Annotated in this window: 25 protein-coding genes; 13 read left to right on the forward strand and 12 right to left on the reverse strand. The window is 56.4% G+C overall.

Annotated elements, in window-relative coordinates; all coding sequences use genetic code 11:
- Positions 1-5: 5 nt before the first annotated feature.
- On the reverse strand, positions 6-701 hold the full coding sequence (minC, locus tag ITX55_RS00485; protein ID WP_033650952.1) for a septum site-determining protein MinC: 696 nt from the start codon (positions 699-701) through the stop codon (positions 6-8).
- Positions 702-837: 136 nt separating this feature from the next.
- On the opposite strand from minC, the gene ITX55_RS00490 reads away from it, so the two are divergent.
- From ITX55_RS00490 to ITX55_RS00505, 4 genes are all read left to right on the forward strand, one after another.
- Positions 838-1,110, forward strand: a complete 273-nt coding sequence (locus tag ITX55_RS00490) for a YcgL domain-containing protein (protein WP_033643340.1) — start codon at positions 838-840, stop codon at positions 1,108-1,110.
- A gap of 28 nt (positions 1,111-1,138) precedes the next feature.
- Positions 1,139-2,161 (forward strand): lytic transglycosylase domain-containing protein, encoded by a 1,023-nt coding sequence (locus ITX55_RS00495; RefSeq protein WP_089192611.1) that lies wholly within the window; start codon positions 1,139-1,141, stop codon positions 2,159-2,161.
- 58 nt (positions 2,162-2,219) lie between these two features.
- On the forward strand, positions 2,220-2,876 hold the full coding sequence (locus ITX55_RS00500; RefSeq protein WP_033643338.1) for a fumarylacetoacetate hydrolase family protein: 657 nt from the start codon (positions 2,220-2,222) through the stop codon (positions 2,874-2,876).
- A 122-nt stretch (positions 2,877-2,998) separates the two neighbouring features.
- Complete coding sequence (locus ITX55_RS00505) at positions 2,999-3,445, forward strand: YcgN family cysteine cluster protein (protein ID WP_025159803.1); 447 nt, start codon at positions 2,999-3,001, stop codon at positions 3,443-3,445.
- Between the two features lie 118 nt (positions 3,446-3,563).
- On the opposite strand, the gene ITX55_RS00510 is transcribed toward ITX55_RS00505, so the two are convergent.
- The 3 genes from ITX55_RS00510 to nhaB form a co-directional block, all read right to left on the reverse strand.
- Positions 3,564-4,325, reverse strand: a complete 762-nt coding sequence (locus tag ITX55_RS00510; protein ID WP_197755884.1) for an aspartyl/asparaginyl beta-hydroxylase domain-containing protein — start codon at positions 4,323-4,325, stop codon at positions 3,564-3,566.
- Positions 4,326-4,974: 649 nt separating this feature from the next.
- The gene (dsbB, locus tag ITX55_RS00515) at positions 4,975-5,505 is read right to left on the reverse strand and encodes a disulfide bond formation protein DsbB (protein ID WP_033643335.1); all 531 of its coding nucleotides are present in this window, start codon (positions 5,503-5,505) and stop codon (positions 4,975-4,977) included.
- A gap of 120 nt (positions 5,506-5,625) precedes the next feature.
- Entirely contained in the window at positions 5,626-7,191 is a 1,566-nt protein-coding gene (gene nhaB / locus ITX55_RS00520) for a sodium/proton antiporter NhaB (protein WP_197755885.1), read from the reverse strand.
- A gap of 243 nt (positions 7,192-7,434) precedes the next feature.
- Between nhaB and fadR the strand changes: the two genes are divergently transcribed.
- Positions 7,435-8,154, forward strand: a complete 720-nt coding sequence (fadR, locus tag ITX55_RS00525; RefSeq protein WP_033643333.1) for a fatty acid metabolism transcriptional regulator FadR — start codon at positions 7,435-7,437, stop codon at positions 8,152-8,154.
- Positions 8,155-8,211: 57 nt separating this feature from the next.
- Here the strand turns inward: fadR and ITX55_RS00530 are convergent, their stop codons facing one another.
- Positions 8,212-9,747 (reverse strand): SpoVR family protein, encoded by a 1,536-nt coding sequence (locus tag ITX55_RS00530; RefSeq protein ID WP_033643331.1) that lies wholly within the window; start codon positions 9,745-9,747, stop codon positions 8,212-8,214.
- Between the two features lie 298 nt (positions 9,748-10,045).
- On the opposite strand from ITX55_RS00530, the gene zinT reads away from it, so the two are divergent.
- Entirely contained in the window at positions 10,046-10,696 is a 651-nt protein-coding gene (gene zinT, locus ITX55_RS00535; RefSeq protein ID WP_197755886.1) for a metal-binding protein ZinT, read from the forward strand.
- A gap of 46 nt (positions 10,697-10,742) precedes the next feature.
- Here zinT and ITX55_RS00540 read toward each other — a convergent pair whose 3' ends face one another.
- The gene (locus tag ITX55_RS00540; RefSeq protein WP_164057236.1) at positions 10,743-11,060 is read right to left on the reverse strand and encodes an antibiotic biosynthesis monooxygenase; all 318 of its coding nucleotides are present in this window, start codon (positions 11,058-11,060) and stop codon (positions 10,743-10,745) included.
- Positions 11,061-11,594: 534 nt separating this feature from the next.
- Between ITX55_RS00540 and ITX55_RS00545 the strand changes: the two genes are divergently transcribed.
- On the forward strand, positions 11,595-12,899 hold the full coding sequence (locus ITX55_RS00545; protein ID WP_033643328.1) for a D-amino acid dehydrogenase: 1,305 nt from the start codon (positions 11,595-11,597) through the stop codon (positions 12,897-12,899).
- A 76-nt stretch (positions 12,900-12,975) separates the two neighbouring features.
- Entirely contained in the window at positions 12,976-14,049 is a 1,074-nt protein-coding gene (gene dadX, locus ITX55_RS00550) for a catabolic alanine racemase DadX (protein WP_099785867.1), read from the forward strand.
- A gap of 8 nt (positions 14,050-14,057) precedes the next feature.
- On the opposite strand, the gene ITX55_RS00555 is transcribed toward dadX, so the two are convergent.
- The 3 genes from ITX55_RS00555 to ITX55_RS00565 all read right to left on the reverse strand — a co-directional run bounded on the left by ITX55_RS00555 (position 14,058) and on the right by ITX55_RS00565 (position 16,678).
- Positions 14,058-15,251, reverse strand: a complete 1,194-nt coding sequence (locus ITX55_RS00555) for a Bcr/CflA family efflux MFS transporter (protein ID WP_033650957.1) — start codon at positions 15,249-15,251, stop codon at positions 14,058-14,060.
- Positions 15,252-15,328: 77 nt separating this feature from the next.
- Positions 15,329-15,889 carry a 3'-5' exonuclease gene (locus ITX55_RS00560; RefSeq protein ID WP_187048118.1) on the reverse strand — a complete coding sequence of 187 codons (561 nt, stop codon included), beginning with the start codon at positions 15,887-15,889 and terminating at the stop codon, positions 15,329-15,331.
- Between the two features lie 306 nt (positions 15,890-16,195).
- On the reverse strand, positions 16,196-16,678 hold the full coding sequence (locus ITX55_RS00565; protein ID WP_033643322.1) for a hypothetical protein: 483 nt from the start codon (positions 16,676-16,678) through the stop codon (positions 16,196-16,198).
- Between the two features lie 225 nt (positions 16,679-16,903).
- On the opposite strand from ITX55_RS00565, the gene ITX55_RS00570 reads away from it, so the two are divergent.
- Positions 16,904-17,200, forward strand: a complete 297-nt coding sequence (locus ITX55_RS00570) for a hypothetical protein (RefSeq protein WP_099785861.1) — start codon at positions 16,904-16,906, stop codon at positions 17,198-17,200.
- 161 nt (positions 17,201-17,361) lie between these two features.
- On the opposite strand, the gene ITX55_RS00575 is transcribed toward ITX55_RS00570, so the two are convergent.
- Positions 17,362-17,538 carry a GhoT/OrtT family toxin gene (locus ITX55_RS00575; protein ID WP_033634815.1) on the reverse strand — a complete coding sequence of 59 codons (177 nt, stop codon included), beginning with the start codon at positions 17,536-17,538 and terminating at the stop codon, positions 17,362-17,364.
- A gap of 870 nt (positions 17,539-18,408) precedes the next feature.
- Between ITX55_RS00575 and ITX55_RS00580 the strand changes: the two genes are divergently transcribed.
- Positions 18,409-19,098, forward strand: coding sequence for an alpha/beta hydrolase (locus tag ITX55_RS00580; protein ID WP_033643320.1), 690 nt, complete (start codon positions 18,409-18,411; stop codon positions 19,096-19,098).
- Positions 19,099-19,272: 174 nt separating this feature from the next.
- Here ITX55_RS00580 and ITX55_RS00585 read toward each other — a convergent pair whose 3' ends face one another.
- Entirely contained in the window at positions 19,273-19,503 is a 231-nt protein-coding gene (locus ITX55_RS00585) for a hypothetical protein (RefSeq protein ID WP_033643319.1), read from the reverse strand.
- Positions 19,504-19,845: 342 nt separating this feature from the next.
- On the opposite strand from ITX55_RS00585, the gene ITX55_RS00590 reads away from it, so the two are divergent.
- From ITX55_RS00590 to ITX55_RS00600, 3 genes are read left to right on the forward strand one after another with little or no spacing between them, the layout of a single operon-like run.
- Entirely contained in the window at positions 19,846-20,409 is a 564-nt protein-coding gene (locus tag ITX55_RS00590) for a fasciclin domain-containing protein (RefSeq protein WP_033650960.1), read from the forward strand.
- 45 nt (positions 20,410-20,454) lie between these two features.
- Positions 20,455-21,003, forward strand: coding sequence for an RNA polymerase sigma factor (locus ITX55_RS00595; protein WP_033650962.1), 549 nt, complete (start codon positions 20,455-20,457; stop codon positions 21,001-21,003).
- Positions 21,000-21,650 carry an anti-sigma factor domain-containing protein gene (locus ITX55_RS00600; RefSeq protein WP_042784716.1) on the forward strand — a complete coding sequence of 217 codons (651 nt, stop codon included), beginning with the start codon at positions 21,000-21,002 and terminating at the stop codon, positions 21,648-21,650. Before ITX55_RS00595 ends, ITX55_RS00600 begins: the two co-directional genes overlap by 4 nt.
- Positions 21,651-21,744: 94 nt before the next feature.
- Here the strand turns inward: ITX55_RS00600 and ITX55_RS00605 are convergent, their stop codons facing one another.
- The gene (locus tag ITX55_RS00605) at positions 21,745-23,013 is read right to left on the reverse strand and encodes a YeaH/YhbH family protein (protein WP_089191892.1); all 1,269 of its coding nucleotides are present in this window, start codon (positions 23,011-23,013) and stop codon (positions 21,745-21,747) included.
- Between the last annotated feature and the right edge of the window lie 60 nt (positions 23,014-23,073).

Below are 23,073 nucleotides of genomic sequence, written 5' to 3' on the forward strand. Positions count from 1 at the left end.
AGGGCTTAATTTAAAGGTTGTATGGTTAAAGCGTTATCCAACAGGCTGAGTCGTACGGCCTGCCCGACGTAATCGGACGGGATTTGGTCGCTCAACCAGTACTGCCCTGCGATAGAGACTAGCTCAGCCGCCAGGTGGGTGCAAAAAATCTGACATTGCGTGTCGCCTGACGCGCCTGCCAGCGCGCGACCGCGCATCATGCCGTAGACATGAATGTTGCCGTCGGCAATCAGTTCGGCGCCGGCGCTGACGCTGCTGGTCACGATAAGATCGCAGTTGCGGGCGTAAATCTGTTGGCCGGAACGGACAGGGGTGCTGATGATACGCGTTTTGGCGGGGGCGTTATCCGCCACCACGGGCGCAGGTGCAGGCTCCGGCGCCGCCATTTTCTGGCCTCTGCCTTCGCTCAGCAACGGCAGCCCGGCACGGGCTATCGCGCGCTTCTGACGCTCATCTCTGCAACCGCTGATACCCACAACGCGCAGACCTGCCGCCGCGACAGCCTGTTGAAGTTCTTTCCAGTTCGCATCGCCATCCAGCGTTGCGACGTTGATAACAACAGGGGCGTTTTTCAGAAAAGCGGGCGCTTGCTCAACTTTTTCCTGTAACGCCTGGCGTATTACCTCGGGCTGCGAATTATGCAAATGAACAACCGATAGGGTAAAACTGCTGCCTTTTAGCTCAATTGGCGATTGTGACATCTATCCTGACTCAGTCTCAGCAACTTTAAATCCCCGGAATACCACTCGGGGTGCGATATTCCGATGTACTATAAGCATGTTATAGTCAGAGTTATATCCAGGCAAGACGCTCCCTCAATTAAATAGAGTTAAAAAAATGCTTTGTGTGATCTATAGAAGCCCGAAACGCGATCAAACTTATCTTTATGTCGAAAAAAAAGACGATTTCTCTCGTGTGCCGGAAGCGCTGATGAAAAGTTTCGGCGTACCGCAATTCGCCATGATGCTTTCACTCGATGAACGCAAGAAATTGGCCTCGGCGGATATCGAAAAGGTGAAACAGGCGCTGAAAGACGAAGGTTATTACCTGCAGTTCCCGCCGCCGGTGGAAAACCTGCTCAATCAGCATTTGGCGGGCGACAAGGCCTGAGACCGCCGCTACGGTCAGGGGAGGCATGATGACACGTTCGGCGAGAAGTACCGCGTTGGCCGTTTGGCTGGCGCTGGGCGGTGCGATGATGCCGGGCGCACCGCAGGCGGCGCAGGAGACGACGCTGGCCACCAGCGGGCGCGATCCGGCGCAGTTCCCGGCGTATGTCGAGCAACTGAAGCGCCGGGCGCGGGAACAGGGCATCAGTCAGGCCACCCTTGACCGCGCCTTTGCGCAAATCCATTTCGTCGATCGGGTGATCAAGGCCGACCGCAATCAGCCGGAGCAGAAGATCACGTTGGACGATTACCTGCGGCGGGTGATGTCGCCCGCCAAGGTGCGGCAGGGGCGCGAACTGTACCGGCAGCGCCATGCGCAATGGCTGCGGGCCAGCGAACGCTATCGGGTGCCGGGGCGCTATATCATCGCGCTGTGGGGCATGGAGAGCGCCTATGGCAAGATCCAGGGGCGGGAGGACGTGGTGTCCGCGCTGGCGACGCTGGCGTTCGAAGGGCGCCGCGAGGCCTTTTTCAGCCGGGAGCTGCTGGCGGCGTTGCAGATAGTCGAACAGGGGCACGTTGGCGATACGCCACTGAAAGGGTCCTGGGCCGGCGCGATGGGGCAATGTCAGTTTATGCCAAGCTCCTTCCTGCGCTATGCGGCGGACGGCGACGGTGACGGACGCATCGATATCTGGAATAACATTGACGACGTTTTCGCGTCCACGGCCAGCTACCTGTCCAAAGAGGGCTGGCAGCCCGGCATCGGTTGGGGGCGCGAGGTCAAACTGCCCGCCGGCTTCAATCGAGCCGAACTGGGCCTGAAAGACGCGCAGGCGCGCAGCGTCAACGACTGGCAGAAACGCGGCGTGCGCCGTGCGGATGGCCGCGCGTTGCCGCACGCCGTGCAGCGCGGCTGGATCATCGCGCCGGATGATCTGCAGGGGCGGACCTTCCTGGTCTATGATAATTTCCGCACCCTGATGCACTGGAATCGCTCTTACTATTTCGCTATCGCCGTGGGTATGATGGCAGACGCGATCGGGCATTGATCCGGCACACCAATAATCGGCTTGGCGCGCCAAGCCTCTACAGTTTGGGAGAAGCGGTATGTATCAACACAGAGACTGGCAAGGTTCGCTGCTCGATTTCCCAGTGAACAAGGTGGTCTGCGTCGGCAGCAACTACGCCGATCACATCAAGGAAATGGGCAGCGCGGTGTCCGTCGAGCCGGTGGTGTTCATCAAACCGGAAACGGCGTTATGCGATATCCGCCAGCCGGTGGCCATCCCTAAAGAGTTCGGTGCGGTGCATCATGAGGTAGAGCTGGCGGTACTGATCGGCACGCCGTTGAAGCAGGCCAACGAAGATCGCGTGGCGCGTGCGATTGCCGGTTACGGCGTGGCGCTTGATCTGACGCTGCGCGATCTGCAAGCCGGTTTTAAAAAGGCCGGTCAGCCCTGGGAGAAGGCCAAGGCCTTCGACGGGTCTTGTCCGATGTCGGGGTTTATCCCGGTGGCGGAATTCGGCGATCCGCAAAACGCCGAGCTGTCGTTGACGGTCAACGATCAACTGCGCCAGCAGGGCAATACGCGTGACATGATCACGCCGATCCTGCCGCTAATCAGCTACATGAGCCGTTTCTTCACGCTGCGCGCCGGCGACATCATCCTGACCGGCACGCCGCAGGGCGTAGGCCCGATGGCTTCCGGCGACATGCTGAAAATCAGTCTGAACGGTAAAGCGCTCAGCACCCGGGTGATCTGATCGCTGTTCGCCGCCGGCATCGTCGGCGGCAAAACTTGCATCTCGCGGCTAAAATGTCTATATAGTCCCCCCTCGAACCTGTGCGCAGGTGAGTTATCCATTTACCGAAACCGGACGCTAACATGTCACAACTCGCTTTTTGGCAACAGAAAACGCTGGCGGAAATGTCAGAACAAGAGTGGGAATCGCTGTGCGACGGGTGCGGGCAATGCTGTTTGAATAAGCTGATCGACGAAGATACCGACGAGATTTATTTTACCAACGTAGCCTGCAACCAGCTCAACATCAAATCCTGCCAATGCCGTAACTACGAGCGGCGCTTCGAGCTGGAAGAGGACTGCATCAAATTGACGCGCGAAAACCTCACCACCTTCGATTGGTTGCCGCCGACCTGCGCCTATCGCCTGATCGGCGAAGGCAAGCCGCTGTTCCCCTGGCACCCGTTGCTGAGCGGCTCCAAGGCGGCGATGCACGGTGAGCGCATCACGGTGCGGCATATCGCGGTGCGCGAGAGCGAAGTGGTGGACTGGCAGGACCATATCCTCAACAAGCCGGACTGGGCCAGATAACGCCGGCCCCCTTGCGCAGCAAGGCGCGTTTTCATGCAAGAGGGCGGCGTGTCAGGACACGCCGCCCTCTGCAATTGCGCTAACCGGCAGGCGTGAGGTTATGGCATAAGCCGTCACTTCACTCTTTTTTGTCGCGGCGGCGCCAGTTGACCAGATTTTTCAGCGGCTGCTTCACGTAAGGGCTGGCTTTAATCAGGCTGAACAGCAGTTTATTTACCGCCGTCCCCACTTTGTCCATCGGCCGGTCGATATCGAGAAACAGCACCGCACGCAGTTCGTCGGTATCATTGCGCACCTCGTGTTCATAAGAGTCATCAAACAAAATGACCTTGCCTTCATCCCAGTGCAGGATCTGATCGTCGACGCGGATCCAGAGCTTTTCCCGATCCTTTGGCACGATCAATCCCAAATGCGCGCGCACCACGGCGCGAGTCGGGCCTTTGTGGGGGACGATGTGATAGTGCGGCTTAAGGATCGAAAACATGGCGGTGCGCATGCCGGGGATCTCGCTGACCGCCTGTGCGGTGTGCGGACAAATGGCGCAGTTCTCATCAACGCGCTGCCCGTAGACAAATAGCCCGAAGGTTTTCCAATTATCCCCTTTGGAGATGCGTTTCTGATCCGGTGATATTTGGTGGAACGCGGGGATGTCCTCCGGGTGCTCCAGTAACCGATCCAACTCCTGGCGAATGGCAGGCCAACGGGCTTCCAGCGCCGCCACCCAACTAAATTCATGATTACCGATCCGCGGCGTAGTGGAGATGAGCGAATGGCGAGTTTGAAATTCGCCGTTCCAGCGCAGGAATTTTTTCCCTGCTTTGAGCAGCATGCGCCGCAGGAACGGGCGCTGAGACGTGGGGGGAAAGGTGCTATCCGGCATAAATCGTGTCCTTGATATCATTGGCCTACTGCATTCAGCATAAGGAAAGAATCACGGACGATTTTAATCATTAGTGCGCGAACGTTGGCCGATGAGTGATACCGCGCAGAGTTAAATTTGAATGATTTATTTAAAGGCAGCGGGGACTGACGGTTGGGGGAGAAGGAAAAAAGCCCCTGCAAAGATGAGGGGCAAGACACACAACAACACCAGGGAAATCGGTAGTACTCACTTTGCCGATACTATAAGGATTTTATGGGCAAACTTCACCAAAATATTGTGCTCTGAATGTGACAAAGACGCAGTCGTTCATAAATAACGGTAATTTATTGATGCCCGCAGGCCGTGAGGAAAGTGCCTGCACAGCATGTATTGGCCCGCTGGCAACGCAGAAGTTTAATGTTATGTAAATTACGCGCTTAATCGAGCCAGGATGCTTCTTTTTAAACGATAAGTTGGGTAATTTGGCCGCTCTCCCGCAAGTTCGAGAGCATAACAATGAAAATGGTCCGTCTGTTTGCCGTAGCTGGGGCACTGATCGTGCTCGTTTACTTCCTTACACATACCTGAAATGGGGTTATCTCTGAATTCAACAGTAATACCCTAAAAAAACGGCGCCCTGAGGCGCCGTTTTTTGTTTGTTGGCCTATCAGCGGCCGAACAAATCGCGGCGGCGTGGGCGAACAAATTGCGCGATCAGCACAATCAGCGCCACCAGCAGATAGGCACCGAAGATGCCCACCAGCCACTGTGGCATTTCCAGCGTCAGGAACTGCCATTGACGCACGGAACAGTCACCGGAAGCGTGGAACACCGCAGGCAGCCATTTATCCAGCGGCAGCCAGGACGGGAAGCTGACGAAGAAATCGCAGGTATTGAACGGCGAGGGGTGCAGTTGGATCATGGTGTGTTTCCACGCCAGCTGTACGCCTTCCCAGGCGCTGTAGATCCACAGCAGGATCGCCACATAGCGCAGCGGCGTTTTCGGCGCGATGGCGCCCACCAGTGAGGCGCCGAGGATGCCGAACAGCGCGCAACGCTCGTAAATGCACATGACGCAGGGCTGCAGCAGCATAACGTGCTGGAAATAGAGCGCGACCAGTTCCAACACCAACGCTGTCAGGGCCATCAGCAGCCAGGCGCCGCGTCCTTGTGAACAGCGGTTAAAGAATTGCAACATATCTAGATTCTTCCATGCAGTAAGCAATTGAACCGGCAGTGTAAACCAATTCCCCCTCGCTGCCAGCCACCTGGGCCGGTTTCAGCGTAAAAATAGTCGGTTTAGCCTGCCGGCGCCGCATCAGTGGCCGATGGCGTCGACAGGCGGCAGCGTCAGCCAGTGCCACTGTGTCAACAGTTCGGTCGCCGGCTCCAGCGTGAACTGTACGCACAGCAGGCCGACCACGGTCAATACGATCGTATAAGGCAGGGCCATCCACACCATGCGGCCATACGACAGACGCACCAGCGGCGCCAAGGCCGACGTCAAAAGGAACAGGAACGCCGCCTGGCCGTTGGGGGTCGCGACCGAAGGCAGGTTGGTGCCGGTATTGATGGCGACCGCCAGCAGTTCGAACTGTTTCAGCGCAATGGCGCCGGTTTCCAGCGCGGTGCGCGCTTCGTTGATGTAAACCGTGCCGACGAATACGTTGTCGGAAACCGACGACAGCAGACCGTTGAACAGGTAGAACAGCGAAAGCTGAGAAGCGGGCTCGGCGCGCAGTACAAACTGGATCACCGGGCTGAACAGGTGTTGCTCAATGATCACGGCCACCACGGTGAAAAATACCGTCAGCAGGGCGGTGAACGGCAGCGCCTCCTGGAACGCTTTGCCGATGGCGTGTTCGTCGTTCACGCCGCACAGCGATGTGGCGAGAATGATGACCGACAGGCCGATCAGCCCGACTTCCGCCAGGTGGAAGGCCAGCGCCAGCACCAGCCAAACGCCGATCAGCGTCTGCATCACCAGCTTGAGCCTTTCTTGCTTGCTGCGGCCTGCGGTGGCCTTGCGATCATACTCTTTCAGCACCTCACGCACCGCTTCCGGCAGTGGCGTGCCGTAGCCAAACAGGCGAAAACGCTCTACCAGCCAGCAGACCAGCAGGCCGCATGCCAGCACAGGCAAAGTGACCGGCGCCATCCGCAGGAAGAAGTCGATAAAGCCCCAGCCCGCGCTTTTGGCGATGATCAGGTTCTGTGGCTCGCCCACCATGGTCATGACTCCGCCGAGCGCGGTGCCGACGCCGGCGTGCATCAGCAGGCTGCGCAGAAAGGCGCGGAATTGCTCCAGCGTCTGCTTGCGCTCTTCGCCGGTGAAATCGCTGTCATCGCCGATGTCGCCGTCGGAGCGGTTCGACGTCACATTGTGATAGATGGAATAGAACCCCGTGGCGACGCTGATCACTACCGCCACGACCGTCAGCGCATCGAGGAAGGCGGAAAGGAAGGCTGCCGCCAGGCAGAACGCCAGCGACAGCAGCGTTTTCGAGCGGATATTGAGTAGCAGCTTGGTGAACACGAACAGCAGCAGTTGCTTCATAAAGTAGATGCCGGCCACCATAAAGACCAGCAGCAGCAGCACTTCCAGATTATGTTCGATTTCCTGCGAAACCTGCGCCGGGCTGGTCATGCCGATGGCCACGGCTTCCAGCGCCAGCAGGCCGCCCGGCAGCAGCGGGTAACATTTCAACGCCATCGCCAGGGTAAAGATGAACTCGATCACCAACAGCCAACCCGCGAGAAACGGGCTGGCGAAAAAGAACACCAGCGGGTTGATCGCCAGGAAAATGAGAATGGTCAGTTTGTACCAGTCGGGAGATTGCCCCAGGAAGTTTTTGAGCAGGGCGCTGCGCAGGGTTGTTTCCATTGTCCTTTATGCATCCTTAAATCAGTCGTAGCACGTACCCTAACAACGCGGCGGGGGCGGGCGCAACCGGAGCTTGTTTTACGGCGGCAAATTTCTCAGGGCCGGTGTTTTTGCGCGTTTTTTGCCACTTTATGCACACTTTCGTTTATTGTTTTTCGCTCACGCTATGTCATGTCTGTGTGATCTGGTATGATGAGCTGATTACTTTTACTGATTTTATCGTCGCAACGGAACGTCAAACACATGGTCATAAAGGCGCAGAGTCCTGCCGGTTTCGCGGAAGAGTACATTATTGAGAGTATTTGGAATAATCGCTTCCCCCCTGGCTCTATTTTGCCCGCGGAGCGTGAGCTTTCGGAGTTGATTGGCGTCACGCGCACCACGTTACGTGAAGTGTTGCAACGTCTGGCCCGCGATGGCTGGTTGACCATTCAGCATGGTAAACCGACCAAAGTGAACAATTTCTGGGAAACGTCCGGCCTCAATATCCTTGAGACCGTGGCTCGTCTCGATCACAAAAGCGTCCCGCAGCTGATCGATAACCTGCTGTCCGTGCGTACCAATATCGCGTCGATCTTTATTCGCGCTGCGGTGCGCAATCATCCTGAGCAGGCGCAGGAGGTGCTGGCGAAAGCCGCCGAGGTGGAAGATCAGGCGGATGCCTTCAATGTCCTGGACTATGAGATCTTCCGTGGTCTGGCGTTCGCTTCCGGCAACCCGATCTATGGCCTGATTTTCAACGGCCTGAAAGGGCTGTACACCCGCGTGGGCCGTTACTACTTCTCCAACCCGGAAGCGCGCAAGCTGGCGCTGACCTTCTACAGCAAGCTGTCTACGCTTTGCCATGAGAAGCTGTACGACCAGGTGATGGACACCGTGCGCAACTACGGTAAAGACAGCGGGGCGATTTGGCAGAGCATGCAGGGCACCATGCCGAGCGATCTGACCGAAGCGCGCCGCTGATGCCGTGCGAATGACATAATAAGGGCGCCGTGTTGGCGCCCTTTGTCGTTATGGCGGTTACAGCGGCGTAGGCCGCGGCGGGCAGCGGTCGAGCAATTCCACGCTGCCGTCTTCGTTTTGCTGCTCGAGGATCACGTCGAAGCCCCACAGGCGATGCAGGTGCTTCAACACGTCGCGGCGGCTCTTATCGAGCGGCGCGCGCTCCTGCGGGATGTAGCGCAGCGTCAGCGAACGGTCGCCGCGCAGGTCTACGTTCCAGATCTGAATGTTCGGCTCGTGGTTGCTCAGATTGTATTGAGCCGACAGCTCCTGGCGGATTGCCCGGTAGCCCGCTTCGTTATGGATCGCGGCAATTTCCAGGTAGTTGTTGCGATCGTCGTCCAGCACGGTAAACAAGCGGAAGTCGCGCATCACTTTGGGCGACAGGAACTGGCTGATAAAGCTCTCATCCTTAAAGTCGCGCATGGCGAAGTGCAACGTGTCCAACCAGTCTTTACCGGCGATGTCCGGGAACCAGTAGCGATCTTCCTCGGTAGGCGATTGGCAGATGCGCTTGATGTCCTGGAACATGGCGAAGCCCAGCGCGTAGGGGTTGATGCCGTTATAGTATGGGCTGTTGTACGGCGGCTGATAAACCACGTTGGTGTGGCTGTGCAAAAACTCCAGCATGAACCGCTCGGTCACCCGACCTTCGTCGTAAAGATGGTTAAGGATGGTGTAGTGCCAGAAGGTCGCCCACCCCTCGTTCATTACCTGGGTCTGTTTTTGCGGGTAGAAATATTGGCTGACTTTGCGCACGATGCGCAGCACCTCACGCTGCCACGGTTCCAGCAGCGGCGCATTCTTCTCGATAAAATAGAGGATATTTTCCTGCGGTTCGCTCGGATATCGGCGCGCCTGCTCAGGCGACTCTTCGCGCTCGACGCGTGGCAGGGTCTTCCACAGCGTATTCACCTGGCTTTGCAGATACTCTTCGCGGCTTTTCTGGCGCGCTTTTTCTTCCACCAAAGAGATTTTTTGCGGGCGTTTGTACCTGTCGACCCCGTAGTTCATCAGCGCATGGCAGGAGTCCAGCAGCCGTTCCACTTCTTCGACGCCGTAGCGTTCTTCGCACTGGCTGATGTAGTGGCGAGCAAACAGCAGGTAATCGACGATGGAGCTGGCGTCGGTCCAACTGCGGAACAGGTAGTTATTCTTGAAGAACGAGTTGTGGCCATAGCAGGCGTGCGCCATCACCAGCGCCTGCATGGTGATGGTGTTCTCCTCCATCAGGTAGGCGATGCAGGGATTGGAGTTGATGACGATTTCATACGCCAGCCCTTGCTGGCCCTGTTTGTAGCGCTGCTCGGTTTCGATGAATTTTTTGCCGAAGGACCAATGGGTATAGTTGATCGGCATGCCGACGCTCGAATAGGCGTCCATCATCTGTTCTGAGGTGATCACCTCGATCTGATGGGGGTAGGTGTCGAGCCGGTAATGCTTGGCGACGCGGTCGATCTGCTCCAAATACACCTGCAGCAGTTCGAACGTCCAGTCCGGTCCATCGCTCAGACGTTTATCATCCTTAACCTTGTCATGTGTTGAAGTAGTCATCAGCGCACCCTCATTATTCACGGGCCTTGCTCAAACGGCAGACCCTGTAACAAGCATAGTTCAAGTCATAATTAACCATTGCAAATCAGTGAAATAAAAATGCCGGTACGCGAAGGGGCGAACGGCGGTCGATCCGGCGCCCGTCCCGGCAGAAGGCGGTGCAACACCGCGCATCTTCTCCGAGTATAGCCCTGCGGCAGGGGCGTGCAACACATTGCCTGCTGTGCGACAGGGATTGAAAATTGTTATGTTATATTGTAACTTTTCATTTTTCTCAACAACGGACAAGGAGCGCGTTTTGACGAGGCATTTGGGCAAATTGGCAGTGGCGCTGGCGGCGCTGTTCATCAGTGGGCAAACGTTGGCTCACGGGCATCATTCACATGGCAAGCCGCTGACGGAAGTGGAAAAAAAGGCGGAGGGAGGCGTGTTCGACGATAAGGACGTCAAAGATCGCGACCTGGCGGATTGGGAGGGCGTATGGCAATCCGTGTATCCGTATCTGATCAATGGGGATCTTGACCCGGTGTTCAAGAAGAAAGCGGCGCAGGATAAGAGCAAAACCTTCGCAGAGATGAAGGCGTATTACCGCAAAGGTTACGCCACCGATGTGGATACCATTGGCATTGAGAACGGTGTCATGGAATTTCACCGTGGCGACCAATCCAGCGCCTGTCAGTACAAGTACGCCGGGCATAAGATCCTGACGTATGTCTCCGGTAAGAAAGGCGTGCGTTATCTGTTCGAGTGCCAGGATGCCGACAGCCAGGCGCCGAAATTCGTACAGTTCAGCGATCACATTATCGGGCCGCGCAAATCGGCGCATTTCCATATCTTTATGGGCAACACGTCGCAGGAGGCGTTGCTGAAAGAGATGGATAACTGGCCGACCTACTACCCGTTCCAGCTGCAGACCAAAGAAGTCGTGGACGAGATGCTGCATCATTGATGCTTCTCTCTTCTGCCACCACAAGCCCGCACGCGTGGGCTTGTGGTCAGTCGAACGACCTGATTTGCAGGTAATCGTCCGTGACCTCCATTTCAAATAGCGTTTCATCCGCCAATAAAGTGGCGCGCATGCGATCCCGAGCCGCTCGGTACCGTTCATCCAGCTGAATATCACCGGCGTTTTCCCATGCCGAGCGGCTTGGCCACTGCCCATAGCCGATATATTTGCCGTTCACCTCCCGATGCAGGCGCGAGCCCAGGCTGCCGCGTTGCTGATAGATGCCCTGCGTCAATTCAAGCCAGGCCTGGCGAAAAGCGTGTTCGTGTCCGGTTTTGACTGAGAACTGATAGAGAGCGATGAACATGCGAGGTTCTCCTGAATAGCGACAGTATGAACTCTGGGCGCGGCTGGGGGCTTGAACGTTCATATCGTGCTGCAGCGAAAACAAGATGGCGCCACAGTGAACGCCGCTTTATTCCAACAGTAAAAATAAGGCTATTAAGGGCTGAAAATTTACGCGATTTTTCTGCTGCAGCGGGTGGTGCCGTTATTTGCCAGTTGTTTTGGTATTTTTTGTTTTTGTGGTTTTTTATTCTATTTATAGGTTAGCTGATATTTTTATATTCTGTTAAATCCATGTTGCTTATCACGCCAATTTTCCATGACATCAATGATAGCAATGCTAGCGAATCAGGGGTGACCTCGCGCCATAAACCCCCTTAAACCGTATCTTATCGCTATTTTCTGGCGGCTATTGCAAATGCGCGGGCCATCGACGATAAATTAATTGTGAATATTGTCACGTTTGATGACGAAGTTGTTGGACGGATTTTTTCACTGAGTTAATTTCCTGTTAGCAGAAGATTGTGCTTTGTGAAGCCTTGGGCTGGAGTCAGCGATGCGAGTGGTAATTTTAGGTAGTGGAGTGGTAGGCGTAGCCAGTGCCTGGTATTTGGCGAAGGCTGGGCATGAGGTGACGGTGATCGATCGTCAGCCCGGCCCGGCACTGGAAACCAGCGCGGCGAACGCCGGGCAGATTTCACCGGGCTATGCCGCTCCCTGGGCGGCGCCGGGCGTGCCGCTGAAGGCCATTAAGTGGATGTTCCAACGCCATGCGCCGCTGGCGATCCGTCTCGACGGCAGCAGCTTCCAGCTGAACTGGATGTGGCAGATGCTGAAAAACTGCAACACCGAACACTACATGACCAACAAAGGCCGCATGGTGCGCCTGGCGGAATACAGCCGCGACTGCATCAAGGCGCTGCGGCAGGAAACCGGCATCCAGTACGAAGGCCGTCAGGGCGGCACGCTGCAGCTGTTCCGCACCCAACAACAGTTCGAAAACGCCGCGAAAGATATTGCGGTATTGGAAGATGCCGGGGTGCCTTACCGATTGCTGGAAGCCGGCCAACTCGGCAGCGTTGAGCCGGCGCTGGCGCAGGTGGCGCACAAGCTGACCGGCGGCCTGCAGTTGCCGAACGACGAAACCGGCGATTGCCAACTGTTTACGCAACAGTTGGCGAAGATGGCTGAGCAGGCGGGCGTGACCTTCCTGTTCAACCGCAGCGTCGACCGTCTGTTGGTGGAGGGGGACAAGATCGCCGGCGTACAGTGCGGCGAGGAAGTGTTCAAAGCCGATAGCTACGTGGTGGCGTTCGGTTCGTACTCCACGGCGCTGCTGCGCGGCCTGGTGTCTATTCCGGTTTACCCGCTCAAGGGCTATTCGCTGACGATCCCTATCGTCGATGAGGCGGCGGCGCCATTCTCTACGGTACTGGATGAGACGTATAAAATCGCCATCACGCGCTTCGACCAGCGCATTCGCGTCGGCGGCATGGCGGAGATCGTCGGTTTCAATACTCAGTTGGAGCAAAAGCGGCGAGAAACGCTGGAGATGGTGGTGCGCGATCTGTATCCGAACGGCGGCAGAGTGGAAGACGCGACGTTCTGGACCGGCTTGCGCCCGATGACGCCGGACGGCACGCCGATCGTCGGCCGCACCTCGTTGAAAAACCTGTACCTCAACACCGGGCATGGCACGCTGGGTTGGACCATGGCCTGCGGTTCCGGGCAGTTGTTGTCCGATCTGATGTCCGGCATTACGCCGGCAATCCCTTCCGATGACCTGGCGGTGGCGCGTTACAGCGCCGGATTTCGCCAGCAACACGCGGTTCCGCTGAACGACGTGCATCCCGCACGTTAATCGTCGACGCTGTCATAGACTTTTTCGGCCACGCGCAGGCGCGCGTGGCCGCTGTACGCTGCCCCAAGGAGAAGCGATGCCCCGTCCGATAACCGCCACGATGCATCTCGGCGCAATTGAAAACAACCTGCAGGTGGTGCGCCGTTTCGCCCCCGGCGCCAAAGTCTGGGCGGTGGTCAAGGCCAACGCCTATGGCCACGGCATCAAACACGTTTGGCGCAGCATGGCGCAAACCGACGGCTTCGCCATGCTGGATCTGGCCGAAGCGGTGTTGCTGCGCGAGTCCGGTTGGCAGGGGCCTATCTTGTTGTTGGAAGGCTTCTTCCAGCGGCAGGATCTGGCCTTGCTCGATCGTTATCGCCTGACGACGGCGGTGCACAGCGACTGGCAACTGGCGGCGATCGCCGACGCAAAGCTGAGTGCGCCGCTTGATGTCTATCTGAAAGTGAACAGCGGCATGAATCGGCTGGGGTTTGCGCCCGAGCGCCTGCATGAGGTGTGGCGCAGGGCGCAGGCTGTCGCCAATATTGCCGAGCTTACGCTGATGAGTCACTTCGCCACCGCCGACGGGCCGGAAGGCGTAACTCAACAGATGGCCACCATCGAGGCGGCGGCGGCCGATGTACCGCTGCCGCGTTGCCTGGCCAACTCGGCCGCTACGCTGTGGCATCCTGCGACCCACGGCAGCTGGGTTCGCCCTGGGATCATTCTCTATGGCGCTTCGCCGAGCGGGTGCTGGAACGATATCGCATCGACGGGGTTGCAGCCGGCGATGACGCTGAGCAGCGAGATCATCGGCATTCAGCAGCTGAAGTCTGGCGATCGCGTGGGCTACGGTGGCCGTTACAGCGCCGCCGGCGCGCAGCGTATCGGCGTGGTGGCCTGCGGTTATGCCGACGGCTATCCGCGTCATGCGCCGACCGGAACGCCGGTATGGGTCGATGGCGTGTTGACGCGCACCCTGGGAACGGTATCGATGGATATGCTGGCGGTGGATTTGACGCCCTGTCCCCACGTTGAACTGGGCGCCGAGGTGGAGCTGTGGGGAAAACGCCTGCCGGTGGACGAGGTGGCCACGGCGGCAGGGACGTTAGGCTATGAACTGTTGTCGGCGTTGGCGGCACGCGTGCCGGTTGTTACCGAAGCCTGAGCTGCGGCTCAGGCGACTTTTCTGATCTGTCCTTTAATCTGCTTGCTGAGCCGCCGCGCGTGCAGCGCCAGCAGGCAGCCCGCCAGCATGACCAAGGCCAGCGACAGCTTCGGTTGCAGCGGCAGCGCCATCGCCAGCAGCCCCAGCGCGGCGCCCCCGGCCATCTGTACGAAACCGACCAGCGCGGACGCGACGCCGGCCTCATTGGAGTACGGTTCCAGCGCATAGCTGGTGGCCGGGCCCATCACGAACGCCAACCCGGCGCAGGCGCTGGCGACCGGCAGCATATACGCCAGCCAGTGCGCTTGCGCCGCCGCGGGAAGCCACATGACGCCCAGCAGCAGGCCCAGGCAGCCCAACCCCATCAAAATGCCGCCGGTCGCCAGACAAACCGGGCGGCCGACTTTGTGGATGATGCGGTTAGCGAAGAAGCTGACCAACATGATCCAGAAGCCGTTGGCGCCGAACACCAACGAGAATTGCAGCGGAGTCAGGCCCGCGGTGCCCATCAGCACGTTAGGCGCCAGAGAAACGTAGGTCAGCGCCATGCCCATCGCCCCGGAGTTCACCACCGCAAAAGAGAGGAAACGCCGTTCGCTGAGGATGCGCGCGTATTGGCGCACCGGCAGCCCTTTGACGGGCACGGTGTCGGCGGGGCGAGTTTCCGGCAGGCGCAGCGCGATGAGCACCAACACCAGCAGCGCGTAACCGGCCAGGAACCAAAAGGGCGCGCGCCAGCCGAAGGCTTCGGCGAGCAGGCCGCCGAGCAGCGGCGCCAATGCCGGGATGATGTTCAGCGTGCCGTTGAGAAAGCCGAAGGCGCGGGCGGCGTCGTCGCCATTCAGCCGATCGCGCACGCCGCTGAAGGCGACGACGGCGGTGCAACAGACCGCTACCCCTTGCAACAGGCGCGACGCGATGAAGATCGTCGGGCTGGTGGCCAGCGCCGCCATTGCCGCGCCGATCGTGTAGAGAATAATGCCGGCCAGCGCCACCGGTTTGCGGCCATAGTTATCCACCAACGGACCGGCGATGATTTGACCGAGGCCGAGCACCAGAATAAACAGCGAAATGGTGGATTGGATCAGCGCTTCACTGCTGCCCAGACCTACGGCGATGGCGGGAATGGTGGGCAGATAGAGATCGATGCCCAATGGGCCGAGCAGCACCAGGCTGAGAAGCAGAAACAGGAACTTTTGCATAGCAGGAAAGGCACGTCCGAGTGACAAAGAGGGCTAGAGTAGAGATTCTGGCGGCAAATGAAAAGGGGCAAAGCGGGTCAGCGCTGCGCTCCCGGGCGGAGATAAAGCGCCGAGACGGTATCGGCCACATAACGAGCCTGATGGCGAGCGTCATCCAACGCGCGATGCGGCATGCCTTCGAACGGACGGGTCTTTTTCGGGTTAAAGCCGTGCAGTTCCGCCAGCGTGATCACCGTGCGCACATCCTGGGTATCCCAGAATTTCCACGGACAGGGCATCTCCAACTGCTGAAAGGCGTGTTCGAGGATCGCGCAGTCGAACTCTTTACCGTTGCCCCAGACCTTTACCGTATCGGTGCTGTTCATATGGATAAAACGGCTGAGACTGCTCAGCACGCGCTTGAGGCTCTCGGTGCCGCCGAAGGCCAGCTTGCGCGCTTCATCGGATTGTTTCGCCCACCAGGCAACCGTGTCCAGGCTTATGGTTCGCCCCGGCTGATCTTTCTGGCTGCTGACGGCGGCCTCGAATTCGGCGCCGAGTTCGCCGGTGCGGGGATCGAAAAACACCGCCGCGACCACCAAAATCACGGCGCTGGGTTTTATATCCAGGGTTTCAAGGTCTAACATCAGATGGTGCATCGGCGTTTCCGGTGGTTGGCGTGGTGGCTTAATGTTACTACAGAACGTGCGTCGATGCGGCCAGTGCGCACATGAAATCCTTTTAAAGCGCCTCGTTCAGGTTATGATGCTGGAGATACTCTTGTCAGGTTGGTCGCTATCGGTGAGAACGCTTATCTTTATTTTGTGCATGGTTGGCTACTTGCTGCTGCTGGGCTACCTTAGCGTGTTCGTCACGGACAAGATCTGTGAGAAGGCAGGCAACTACACCAAAATATGCCGCATCGTAGACATTTCAGAGCCCCATATCCCCAGATAGCACCGCGTTTAGCCGAGGTAATCGGTGGTGATCAGCGGGGTCAGGATTGCCGCCAGCGCCGCGAGCGTCGTCCATTGCCGCCAGCCTAGGCGAGCCAGCCAGTCATGCCGCTGTGGCGGCGTGGCCAGCTGCCCGACGGCCACGGTGCCGGTCAGCAGCAGCGTCAGAATCAGCAGCACCAGGCCACGGCTCACCAGCGTGAACTCAATGTGCAGCACATTGGCGTAATACAGGCGCATCAGAATAAAATAGCCCAACAAGATCCAGGCGAAAACGACGTTTTTCTTGAGCACCTGTTGCAACATCAGCGCGAGAAACAGGCTGTGAAACAGCGATAGCAGCGGGGCTTCGATCGGATGCCGAACGCAGACGTTGTAGACCGCCATGTAAATGTTGAAAACCAGCAGGATATAGATCACGTAAATATACCAGCCGTAGATCACTTTGAGTTTTTTTGCGCTCGGCGGCAGGGAGAGTGCGTCCGGTTTCATTAGGGCCTCCTGATGACGCCACGCAAACGCTGCAGTTGAAGGCGGCGCGTCGGCATCGTAATTTATAATCCACAGGGTATATATCACCCGAGCGCTAAATGAGAATTAAACGCTGAACCGGCTTTATTCCCGCGTTTGCGCGGAACTATTTTTGGCCCGCAGGGTCGATTGGCGAGCGATCGCCAGGCGATTCTCGCACTGAGATGAAGCAAGCAATACGCTGATATGAAAGATTATAAAAACACGCATGGCACCAGGCTGCTGCTAATATTCACCCTGGCGTTTTACATCCTGTTGCCGCCTGTGCTGACCGCCTGCGTCTTCACCCGTTTCAATCTTAATCCCTTCGCGATCGTCAAATTTTTGCACTTTAATCCGTTCTTCGCCGATCGGGGCATACCCGGTTATCAGACTTTCCTCTACCTGCTGATGCTTTGGTTGGGGGGGAATATTTTACTATGGCTGATGGTATGGGGCGTGGGGCGGCTGTACCGCCGTTGGCGATCGCGGCGCGGCGAATAGTCTACCCCCCAAGTAAAACATTACGCGGGGAAATGGCCTTTCATTTAACAATGCGCCGTATCGTCACTTGTTTCGCCGGTGAGGGGGCAGCGTCGTTGGCCGACCCATTACATTAGCACGGCTGTTTAAAAGCATCCGTGGCGGCACAGCCGGTTAGGGCGTTAGAACAGCGAAAACAGCAAGACGACCGGCAGACTCAACGGCCAGGTTAACCCGATGGTCAGCGCGCTGATGCAACGAATTTTGACGGTGTCCCTGCTTACCAGGTAGGTGAAAATCATTGAAACTAACAGACCAATAAAATAACAGTATTGCGTTGCAACCCACAGCGACGACATGAAACTCGATCCCAGTTGTATTTTTACGCGCGAATTTTAGGAGCTTGGCGGGCGATAATCAATGACCGAAGGCCGTTAATTCATGCCTTTATCCATAAGAATGCATAATTTATTTCTATAAAGAATGTAAGGTTATTAACGGCTTTATGCTTATTACGAAAAGAAATCAACAACATAGTTACCGGTAACATTTTGAGATTGTCAGCCTGATTTCAGGCGGGAACGGTGTGAAGAAGGAAAATAGTCATTCAGACGTCCGGAAACGCGACGAGGTTGTAACTCATAAATATTATTGATGTTTTAGTGGGCGGGCAGACGAAGGCGAGATCGCGTTGCGCCGGCGAGCTTTGGGGTCTTTTTAGCTGTCGGCGGGCGAATGATGGGATAGAAACATGCGGGGAGAGGGGTTTTTAGCGCATCGTCCGGATGCGCTGCCGGTCAGCCAGGAAGGGGGGGTGGTGTTGCTGTAGGTTTAATGAATGTTAAGACCGTAGACGAACAGCCACGAAAACAGCAGCGCCAGCAGGCATGTCATCAATACGATGGAGATCATTTCCTTCACAACTTCATTCCTTTTCCCGGTGAATCAAATTTACTTGTCTTTGTTTTTGCGTGGGATTTTAGATCGGTATGGGTAAAAATCCTAGTTTTAATCCCGTTTTTTGCACTGCCGCCACGGCGTACGCTGCCTCGGCAAGTCATGACGACGCCTGAAAACCGAGCGCCTTAACCCGTCGTAGCTATTGCCGAATGCCGCAGTGCTAACTATATAAATGGAGATCGCGCGACGTCGCCGGCTGCAAGGCGCGTCCCTGTAGGGCGGCTGTTGATCTGTCTACAGCGCCTCCAAATGAGATGAAGAGGTCGACAATGAGCACAAAACCAACCATCGTGCTGGTGCACGGATTCTGGGGCGGCGCCGCGCACTGGAGTAAGGTGATTATCGAGTTGTCGCGCAGGGGCTATTCGGCGATTCATGCGGTGGAAATGCCGCTGACCTCACTGGCTGAGGATGCGGAACGGGCGCGCAAGATGGTCGCGCAGCAAGCGGGACCGGTATTGTTGGTGGGGCACTCTTACGGTGGCGCGGTGATCACGGAAATGGGCAACCAGCCTAACGTGGTCGGCCTGGTCTACATTGCCGCGTTTGCCCCGGATGCCGGTGAAAGCCCCGGTGGCATTACGCAAGCGCATCCTCCTGCGGCAGTCGCGAATCTGATTCCGGACAGCGACGGTTATCTGTGGATCAAGAACGACAAGTTTCACGAAAGCTTTTGCCAGGATCTTACCGCCGACGAGGCTCTGGTGATGGCGGCGACGCAGAAGGCGCCATTGGCCGATACCTTCGGCAACCCCCTCGGTGAGCCCGCCTGGAAACATAAACCGTCGTGGTATCAACTCTCCAGCGACGACCGCATGATAGCGCCGGAGAACCAACGGCGTATGGCGCAGCGGCTGCAGGCTAAGAAAGTAATGGTGCTGAAGGCCAGTCATGCCTCGCTGGTTTCCCATGCCGATGACGTGGCGGGATTGATTGACGAAGCGGCCGGTTCAAAATAAAACCCGGGCAGAAACGCGCTTCGGGCCAAAAAAGAGGCACCTTGCGGCAAAGGAGTGCTGCGCTTCACATTAGGGATAAGCGCTGATATCGCTGCCGGAGTTCATTATTAACAGCATAATCAACACCACGACGGCGGCAATAATGGCGTAGATTTCCGCCTTGCGCATATCGATCTAGCGCCCGTTAACGCCGATCATTTCTATTGCCGCGCGATGCAATTTTTGAAAATACTCGTCGTGCTGTTGTTCAACTTCCTGAATAAGACTGGCCAGCAGATTCTGTTTGGTGATCGGTTTGTTGGCGATGAGCACCAGCAGCACGCTTTTGCCGAGCAGGCAGCAGATTTGCTTATGGTATTCATCAACATCATTCTTGTTGAGGCCATAGAGGGTGTAATCGATCATGGTGTCTAACCTGCTGACAGGTAAATTGCCCGCCGAAGCGGGCTGAGAAGCCATAGAAAATAAAATGAGTCAAATTTCGCTTAGGGTAGAACCCGATGCGTGTGTTAACGATAACTGAATGGGAATATTCCCATCAAGACGCATGAGGGAGGATGTGAAGGTTTAGGAATAACCTCATAAGAAAGCGCGGAAACGGGCGGCCATCACGGCGTGCTTATTTGTCTGTCACAGCGTTCGTTCTCTCTACATTATTTTTTTCGACCCGTGCATCCACTTGGAGAACCTCATACGTATATCAGGAATGAGCAACACTTACGCTCAGCTTACGGAGAGGACTTCATCATGAAAACACTTATCGTTACTCTGGTTACCGGCTCATTACTTTTCGGCGTCGCCACTTATGCGGCGAGTGGGGACACGTCATCCGTAATGGTTGGCGGCGCGGCGATGTACCCCTCAAAAAACATTGTGCAAAATGCGCTGAACTCAAAAGATCACACAACGTTGGTCGCGGCCGTTAAGGCTGCCGGCTTGGTTGATACTTTACAAGGCAAAGGTCCTTATACTGTTTTTGCGCCGACGAATGCCGCATTCGCCAAATTACCGGCCGGCACCGTTGAAAATCTGTTAAAACCCGAAAATAAAGCGCTGTTAAGCAGTGTATTAACCTACCACGTTGTGGCTGGGAACTACGACATGCGGGCGCTGGAAAGAAAAATTGAGCAGGGCGGCGGACGGGCGGAACTCAAAACCGTCAACGGTCAGTCGCTATGGTTTATGAATAATGGCCCGCATAATATTCAGATCAAAGATGCTAAAGGCGACGTCGCCAACATCAGCACCTATGATGTGCGGCAGCAAAACGGTGTAATCGACGTTATTGATACCGTGCTAATGCCCAAGTAAGGCCTATACTCGGAATGGGCAAAGCTTAACAGCTTTAGGGATGGTATGGATCACTCGTTGAAAGAAAACCAGGTAATGTGCTTAAAGGCGATCGCTAATGGCGATCGCCGAGCATTTGAACGCTTGTACAGATCGACATCCGCAAGTTTATTCGCCATTGCGCTGCGCATGTTACGTAATCGCCAGTGGGCGGAAGAGGTTCTGGTCGACGGCTTTCTTGCCGTGTGGCAGCGTGCCGGAGATTATGATCCGACCTTGAGTTCGCCTATGACATGGCTTACTCACATTATAAGGAACCGATGTATAGATGGATTGCGTAGCCGGCACGGACGCCATATCGGACTGGAAGAAGAATATAGCGATCAAATCCCTCAGTCGGAAAATGAAAGCCAGGGTGATGAGGGGGAGCTGGCTAAAAAGTTAAATGACTGTTTGAAGCATCTGACGTCTGAACAACGGCAAAGTATTGCTTTGGCATATTATCAAGGGATGTCGCACGCGGATATCGCTGATTGGTTGCAGCAACCGCTTGGTACGGTAAAAAGCTGGGTCCGCAGGGCGCTAGCACATCTAAAGGATTGCCTGGGCCTATGAACAGACGCGAAAGTGATGACATGTTGGCTGCAGAATATGCTCTTGGCACGCTCAGAGGGAATGCCCGGCTGCATTTTGAGCGCCGTCTGAAAACGGACAGCATTTTGGCGACCCAGGTTGGAAAGTGGCAAAATATGTTGTCGGGGTTGGATATCGATATAATGCCAATACCGCCCCCTGAAAGCGTTTGGAAAAAAATTGAATTAAATCTGCCTCAATACGCTTCGCCTCGACGGCGCGTGCGAAACTATATTGCATGGGGGCTTGCTGCGGGATTGGGCGCATTGAGCCTGAGCTCGTGGTTTTATTGGCGTGCGCCAGAGCTGAAACCGTTAGTGGTCCTGAACGGAGCGCATCAAGGGACGTGGGTCGTAAGTTCAGACGGTCAAAGAAAAATTGTTCGTATAACCCCCTTAGGCTTGGCCGCTATTCCGGATGGAAAAAGTCTTGAGCTGTGGCTGATCCCCGTTGGACATAAGCCCGTTTCAATTGGACTCGTGAACGTGAAAGGCGTGAGCCAGTTTTATTTGGCAGATGCAGATTTAGTTAAAGGAACAACGATTGCCATTAGCCTGGAGCCATTAGGCGGCTCACCGAGCAAGCAACCGACCGGCCCCGTGTTGTATTCAGGTGAGTTGGTTCTATGATTGACGCCGGATGCGGATGCATCCCGCAGAAATAGCATTTGAATTCGTTGAGAATAAAAACGGCCGGGCAGGTATTCTCCGGCCGTTTTTATGATTATGCGGTCTGTTTGCGGAACAGTTCGCGGAATACCGGATAGATATCGTCCGGTTCGCGGATATGCTGCATGGCGAAGTTGTCGAATTTCGCTTGCAGATCTTCGTATTCGCGCCACAGCGTTTGGTGAGCGCGGCGAGTGATTTCGATGTAGCTGTAGTACCGCACCATTGGCAGGATCTTCTTCGCCAACAGCTCGTGACACAGCGGTGAATCGTCGGCCCAGTTGTCCCCGTCCGACGCCTGCGCGGCGTAGATATTCCATTGCGCCGGGTCGTAACGCTCTTCGACCACCTCGTTCATCAGTTTCAATGCGCTGGAGACGATGGTGCCGCCGGTTTCCTGCGAATAGAAGAACTCCTGCTCGTCCACTTCTTTCGCCTGGGTGTGATGGCGAATATAGACCACCTCGACGTTTTTGTAGGTTCGGCTCAGGAACAGATAAAGCAGAATGTAAAAACGTTTGGCCATGTCTTTGGTGGCCTGATCCATCGAACCGGATACGTCCATCAGGCAGAACATCACTGCCTGGCTGGAGGGCTCCGGCCGGCGCTCGTAGTTTTTGTAACGCAGATCGAAGGTGTCGATAAACGGCACGCTTTCGATTTTCTTGCGCAGTTCGGCAATCTCTTTGCGCAGCCGCTCTTCTTCCAGCAGTTGCACCGGCTCGGTGTTTTCCAACTGGGTCAGCGCGTCTTCCAGTTCGTGCAACGCGCGCCTTTTACCGGCGGTCATGGCGGTACGCCGCGCCAGCGAGTTTTGCAGCGAACGCACGACGCTGATGTTGGCCGGCACGCCATTGGCGGTGTAGCCGGCGCGGTGGGTTTTGAACTCGGTCAGTTGCTTGTACTGATTCTTTTTCAGGTTGGGCAGGGCGAGATCCTCGAACAAAAGATCGAGGTACTCGTCTTTGGATATCTGGAAGACGAATTCATCCTGGCCTTCACCGTCCTGGCTGGCGTTGCCCTGGCCGCCGCCACCGCCTGCGCCGCCCTGAGGCCGTTCGACGCGATCGTTCTGCACGAAGTGGTCATTGCCTGGGTGAACGCGATGGCGCGTGCCGCCGCGCCCCTGATGAAACATCGGTTCGTTGATATCGTCAGTGGGGATAGAGACTGACTCCCCGCTGTCTACGTCGGTGACCGAACGCTTGTTGATGGCTTCGGCAATCGACTGTTTGATTTGCGACTTGTAACGGCGCAAGAAGCGCTGGCGGTTCACCGTGCTCTTGTTTTTGCCGTTCAGCCGCCGGTCAATGAAATAGGCCATACTTCCCCCAAACGACGTTGCCAACTCTTCATGTCCCGGCCGCGGCAGCGCAATGTGTCA

Origin of the sequence: Serratia sp. EWG9, assembly GCF_019913725.1 — a bacterium.
Classification (GTDB): Bacteria; Pseudomonadota; Gammaproteobacteria; order Enterobacterales; family Enterobacteriaceae; genus Serratia; species Serratia ureilytica.

Excerpts from the sequence above, each read along its gene's own strand:
- minC (WP_033650952.1), bottom strand. The coding sequence starts at position 701 with ATGTCACAATCGCCAATTGAGCTAAAAGGCAGCAGTTTTACCCTATCG.
- ITX55_RS00490 (WP_033643340.1), top strand. The coding sequence starts at position 838 with ATGCTTTGTGTGATCTATAGAAGCCCGAAACGCGATCAAACTTATCTT.
- ITX55_RS00495 (WP_089192611.1), top strand. The coding sequence starts at position 1,139 with ATGACACGTTCGGCGAGAAGTACCGCGTTGGCCGTTTGGCTGGCGCTG.
- ITX55_RS00500 (WP_033643338.1), top strand. The coding sequence starts at position 2,220 with ATGTATCAACACAGAGACTGGCAAGGTTCGCTGCTCGATTTCCCAGTG.
- ITX55_RS00505 (WP_025159803.1), top strand. The coding sequence starts at position 2,999 with ATGTCACAACTCGCTTTTTGGCAACAGAAAACGCTGGCGGAAATGTCA.
- ITX55_RS00510 (WP_197755884.1), bottom strand. The coding sequence starts at position 4,325 with ATGCCGGATAGCACCTTTCCCCCCACGTCTCAGCGCCCGTTCCTGCGG.
- dsbB (WP_033643335.1), bottom strand. The coding sequence starts at position 5,505 with ATGTTGCAATTCTTTAACCGCTGTTCACAAGGACGCGGCGCCTGGCTG.
- nhaB (WP_197755885.1), bottom strand. The coding sequence starts at position 7,191 with ATGGAAACAACCCTGCGCAGCGCCCTGCTCAAAAACTTCCTGGGGCAA.
- fadR (WP_033643333.1), top strand. The coding sequence starts at position 7,435 with ATGGTCATAAAGGCGCAGAGTCCTGCCGGTTTCGCGGAAGAGTACATT.
- ITX55_RS00530 (WP_033643331.1), bottom strand. The coding sequence starts at position 9,747 with ATGACTACTTCAACACATGACAAGGTTAAGGATGATAAACGTCTGAGC.
- ITX55_RS00540 (WP_164057236.1), bottom strand. The coding sequence starts at position 11,060 with ATGTTCATCGCTCTCTATCAGTTCTCAGTCAAAACCGGACACGAACAC.
- ITX55_RS00545 (WP_033643328.1), top strand. The coding sequence starts at position 11,595 with ATGCGAGTGGTAATTTTAGGTAGTGGAGTGGTAGGCGTAGCCAGTGCC.
- dadX (WP_099785867.1), top strand. The coding sequence starts at position 12,976 with ATGCCCCGTCCGATAACCGCCACGATGCATCTCGGCGCAATTGAAAAC.
- ITX55_RS00555 (WP_033650957.1), bottom strand. The coding sequence starts at position 15,251 with ATGCAAAAGTTCCTGTTTCTGCTTCTCAGCCTGGTGCTGCTCGGCCCA.
- ITX55_RS00560 (WP_187048118.1), bottom strand. The coding sequence starts at position 15,889 with ATGCACCATCTGATGTTAGACCTTGAAACCCTGGATATAAAACCCAGC.
- ITX55_RS00565 (WP_033643322.1), bottom strand. The coding sequence starts at position 16,678 with ATGAAACCGGACGCACTCTCCCTGCCGCCGAGCGCAAAAAAACTCAAA.
- ITX55_RS00570 (WP_099785861.1), top strand. The coding sequence starts at position 16,904 with ATGAAAGATTATAAAAACACGCATGGCACCAGGCTGCTGCTAATATTC.
- ITX55_RS00575 (WP_033634815.1), bottom strand. The coding sequence starts at position 17,538 with ATGTCGTCGCTGTGGGTTGCAACGCAATACTGTTATTTTATTGGTCTG.
- ITX55_RS00580 (WP_033643320.1), top strand. The coding sequence starts at position 18,409 with ATGAGCACAAAACCAACCATCGTGCTGGTGCACGGATTCTGGGGCGGC.
- ITX55_RS00585 (WP_033643319.1), bottom strand. The coding sequence starts at position 19,503 with ATGATCGATTACACCCTCTATGGCCTCAACAAGAATGATGTTGATGAA.
- ITX55_RS00590 (WP_033650960.1), top strand. The coding sequence starts at position 19,846 with ATGAAAACACTTATCGTTACTCTGGTTACCGGCTCATTACTTTTCGGC.
- ITX55_RS00595 (WP_033650962.1), top strand. The coding sequence starts at position 20,455 with ATGGATCACTCGTTGAAAGAAAACCAGGTAATGTGCTTAAAGGCGATC.
- ITX55_RS00600 (WP_042784716.1), top strand. The coding sequence starts at position 21,000 with ATGAACAGACGCGAAAGTGATGACATGTTGGCTGCAGAATATGCTCTT.
- ITX55_RS00605 (WP_089191892.1), bottom strand. The coding sequence starts at position 23,013 with ATGGCCTATTTCATTGACCGGCGGCTGAACGGCAAAAACAAGAGCACG.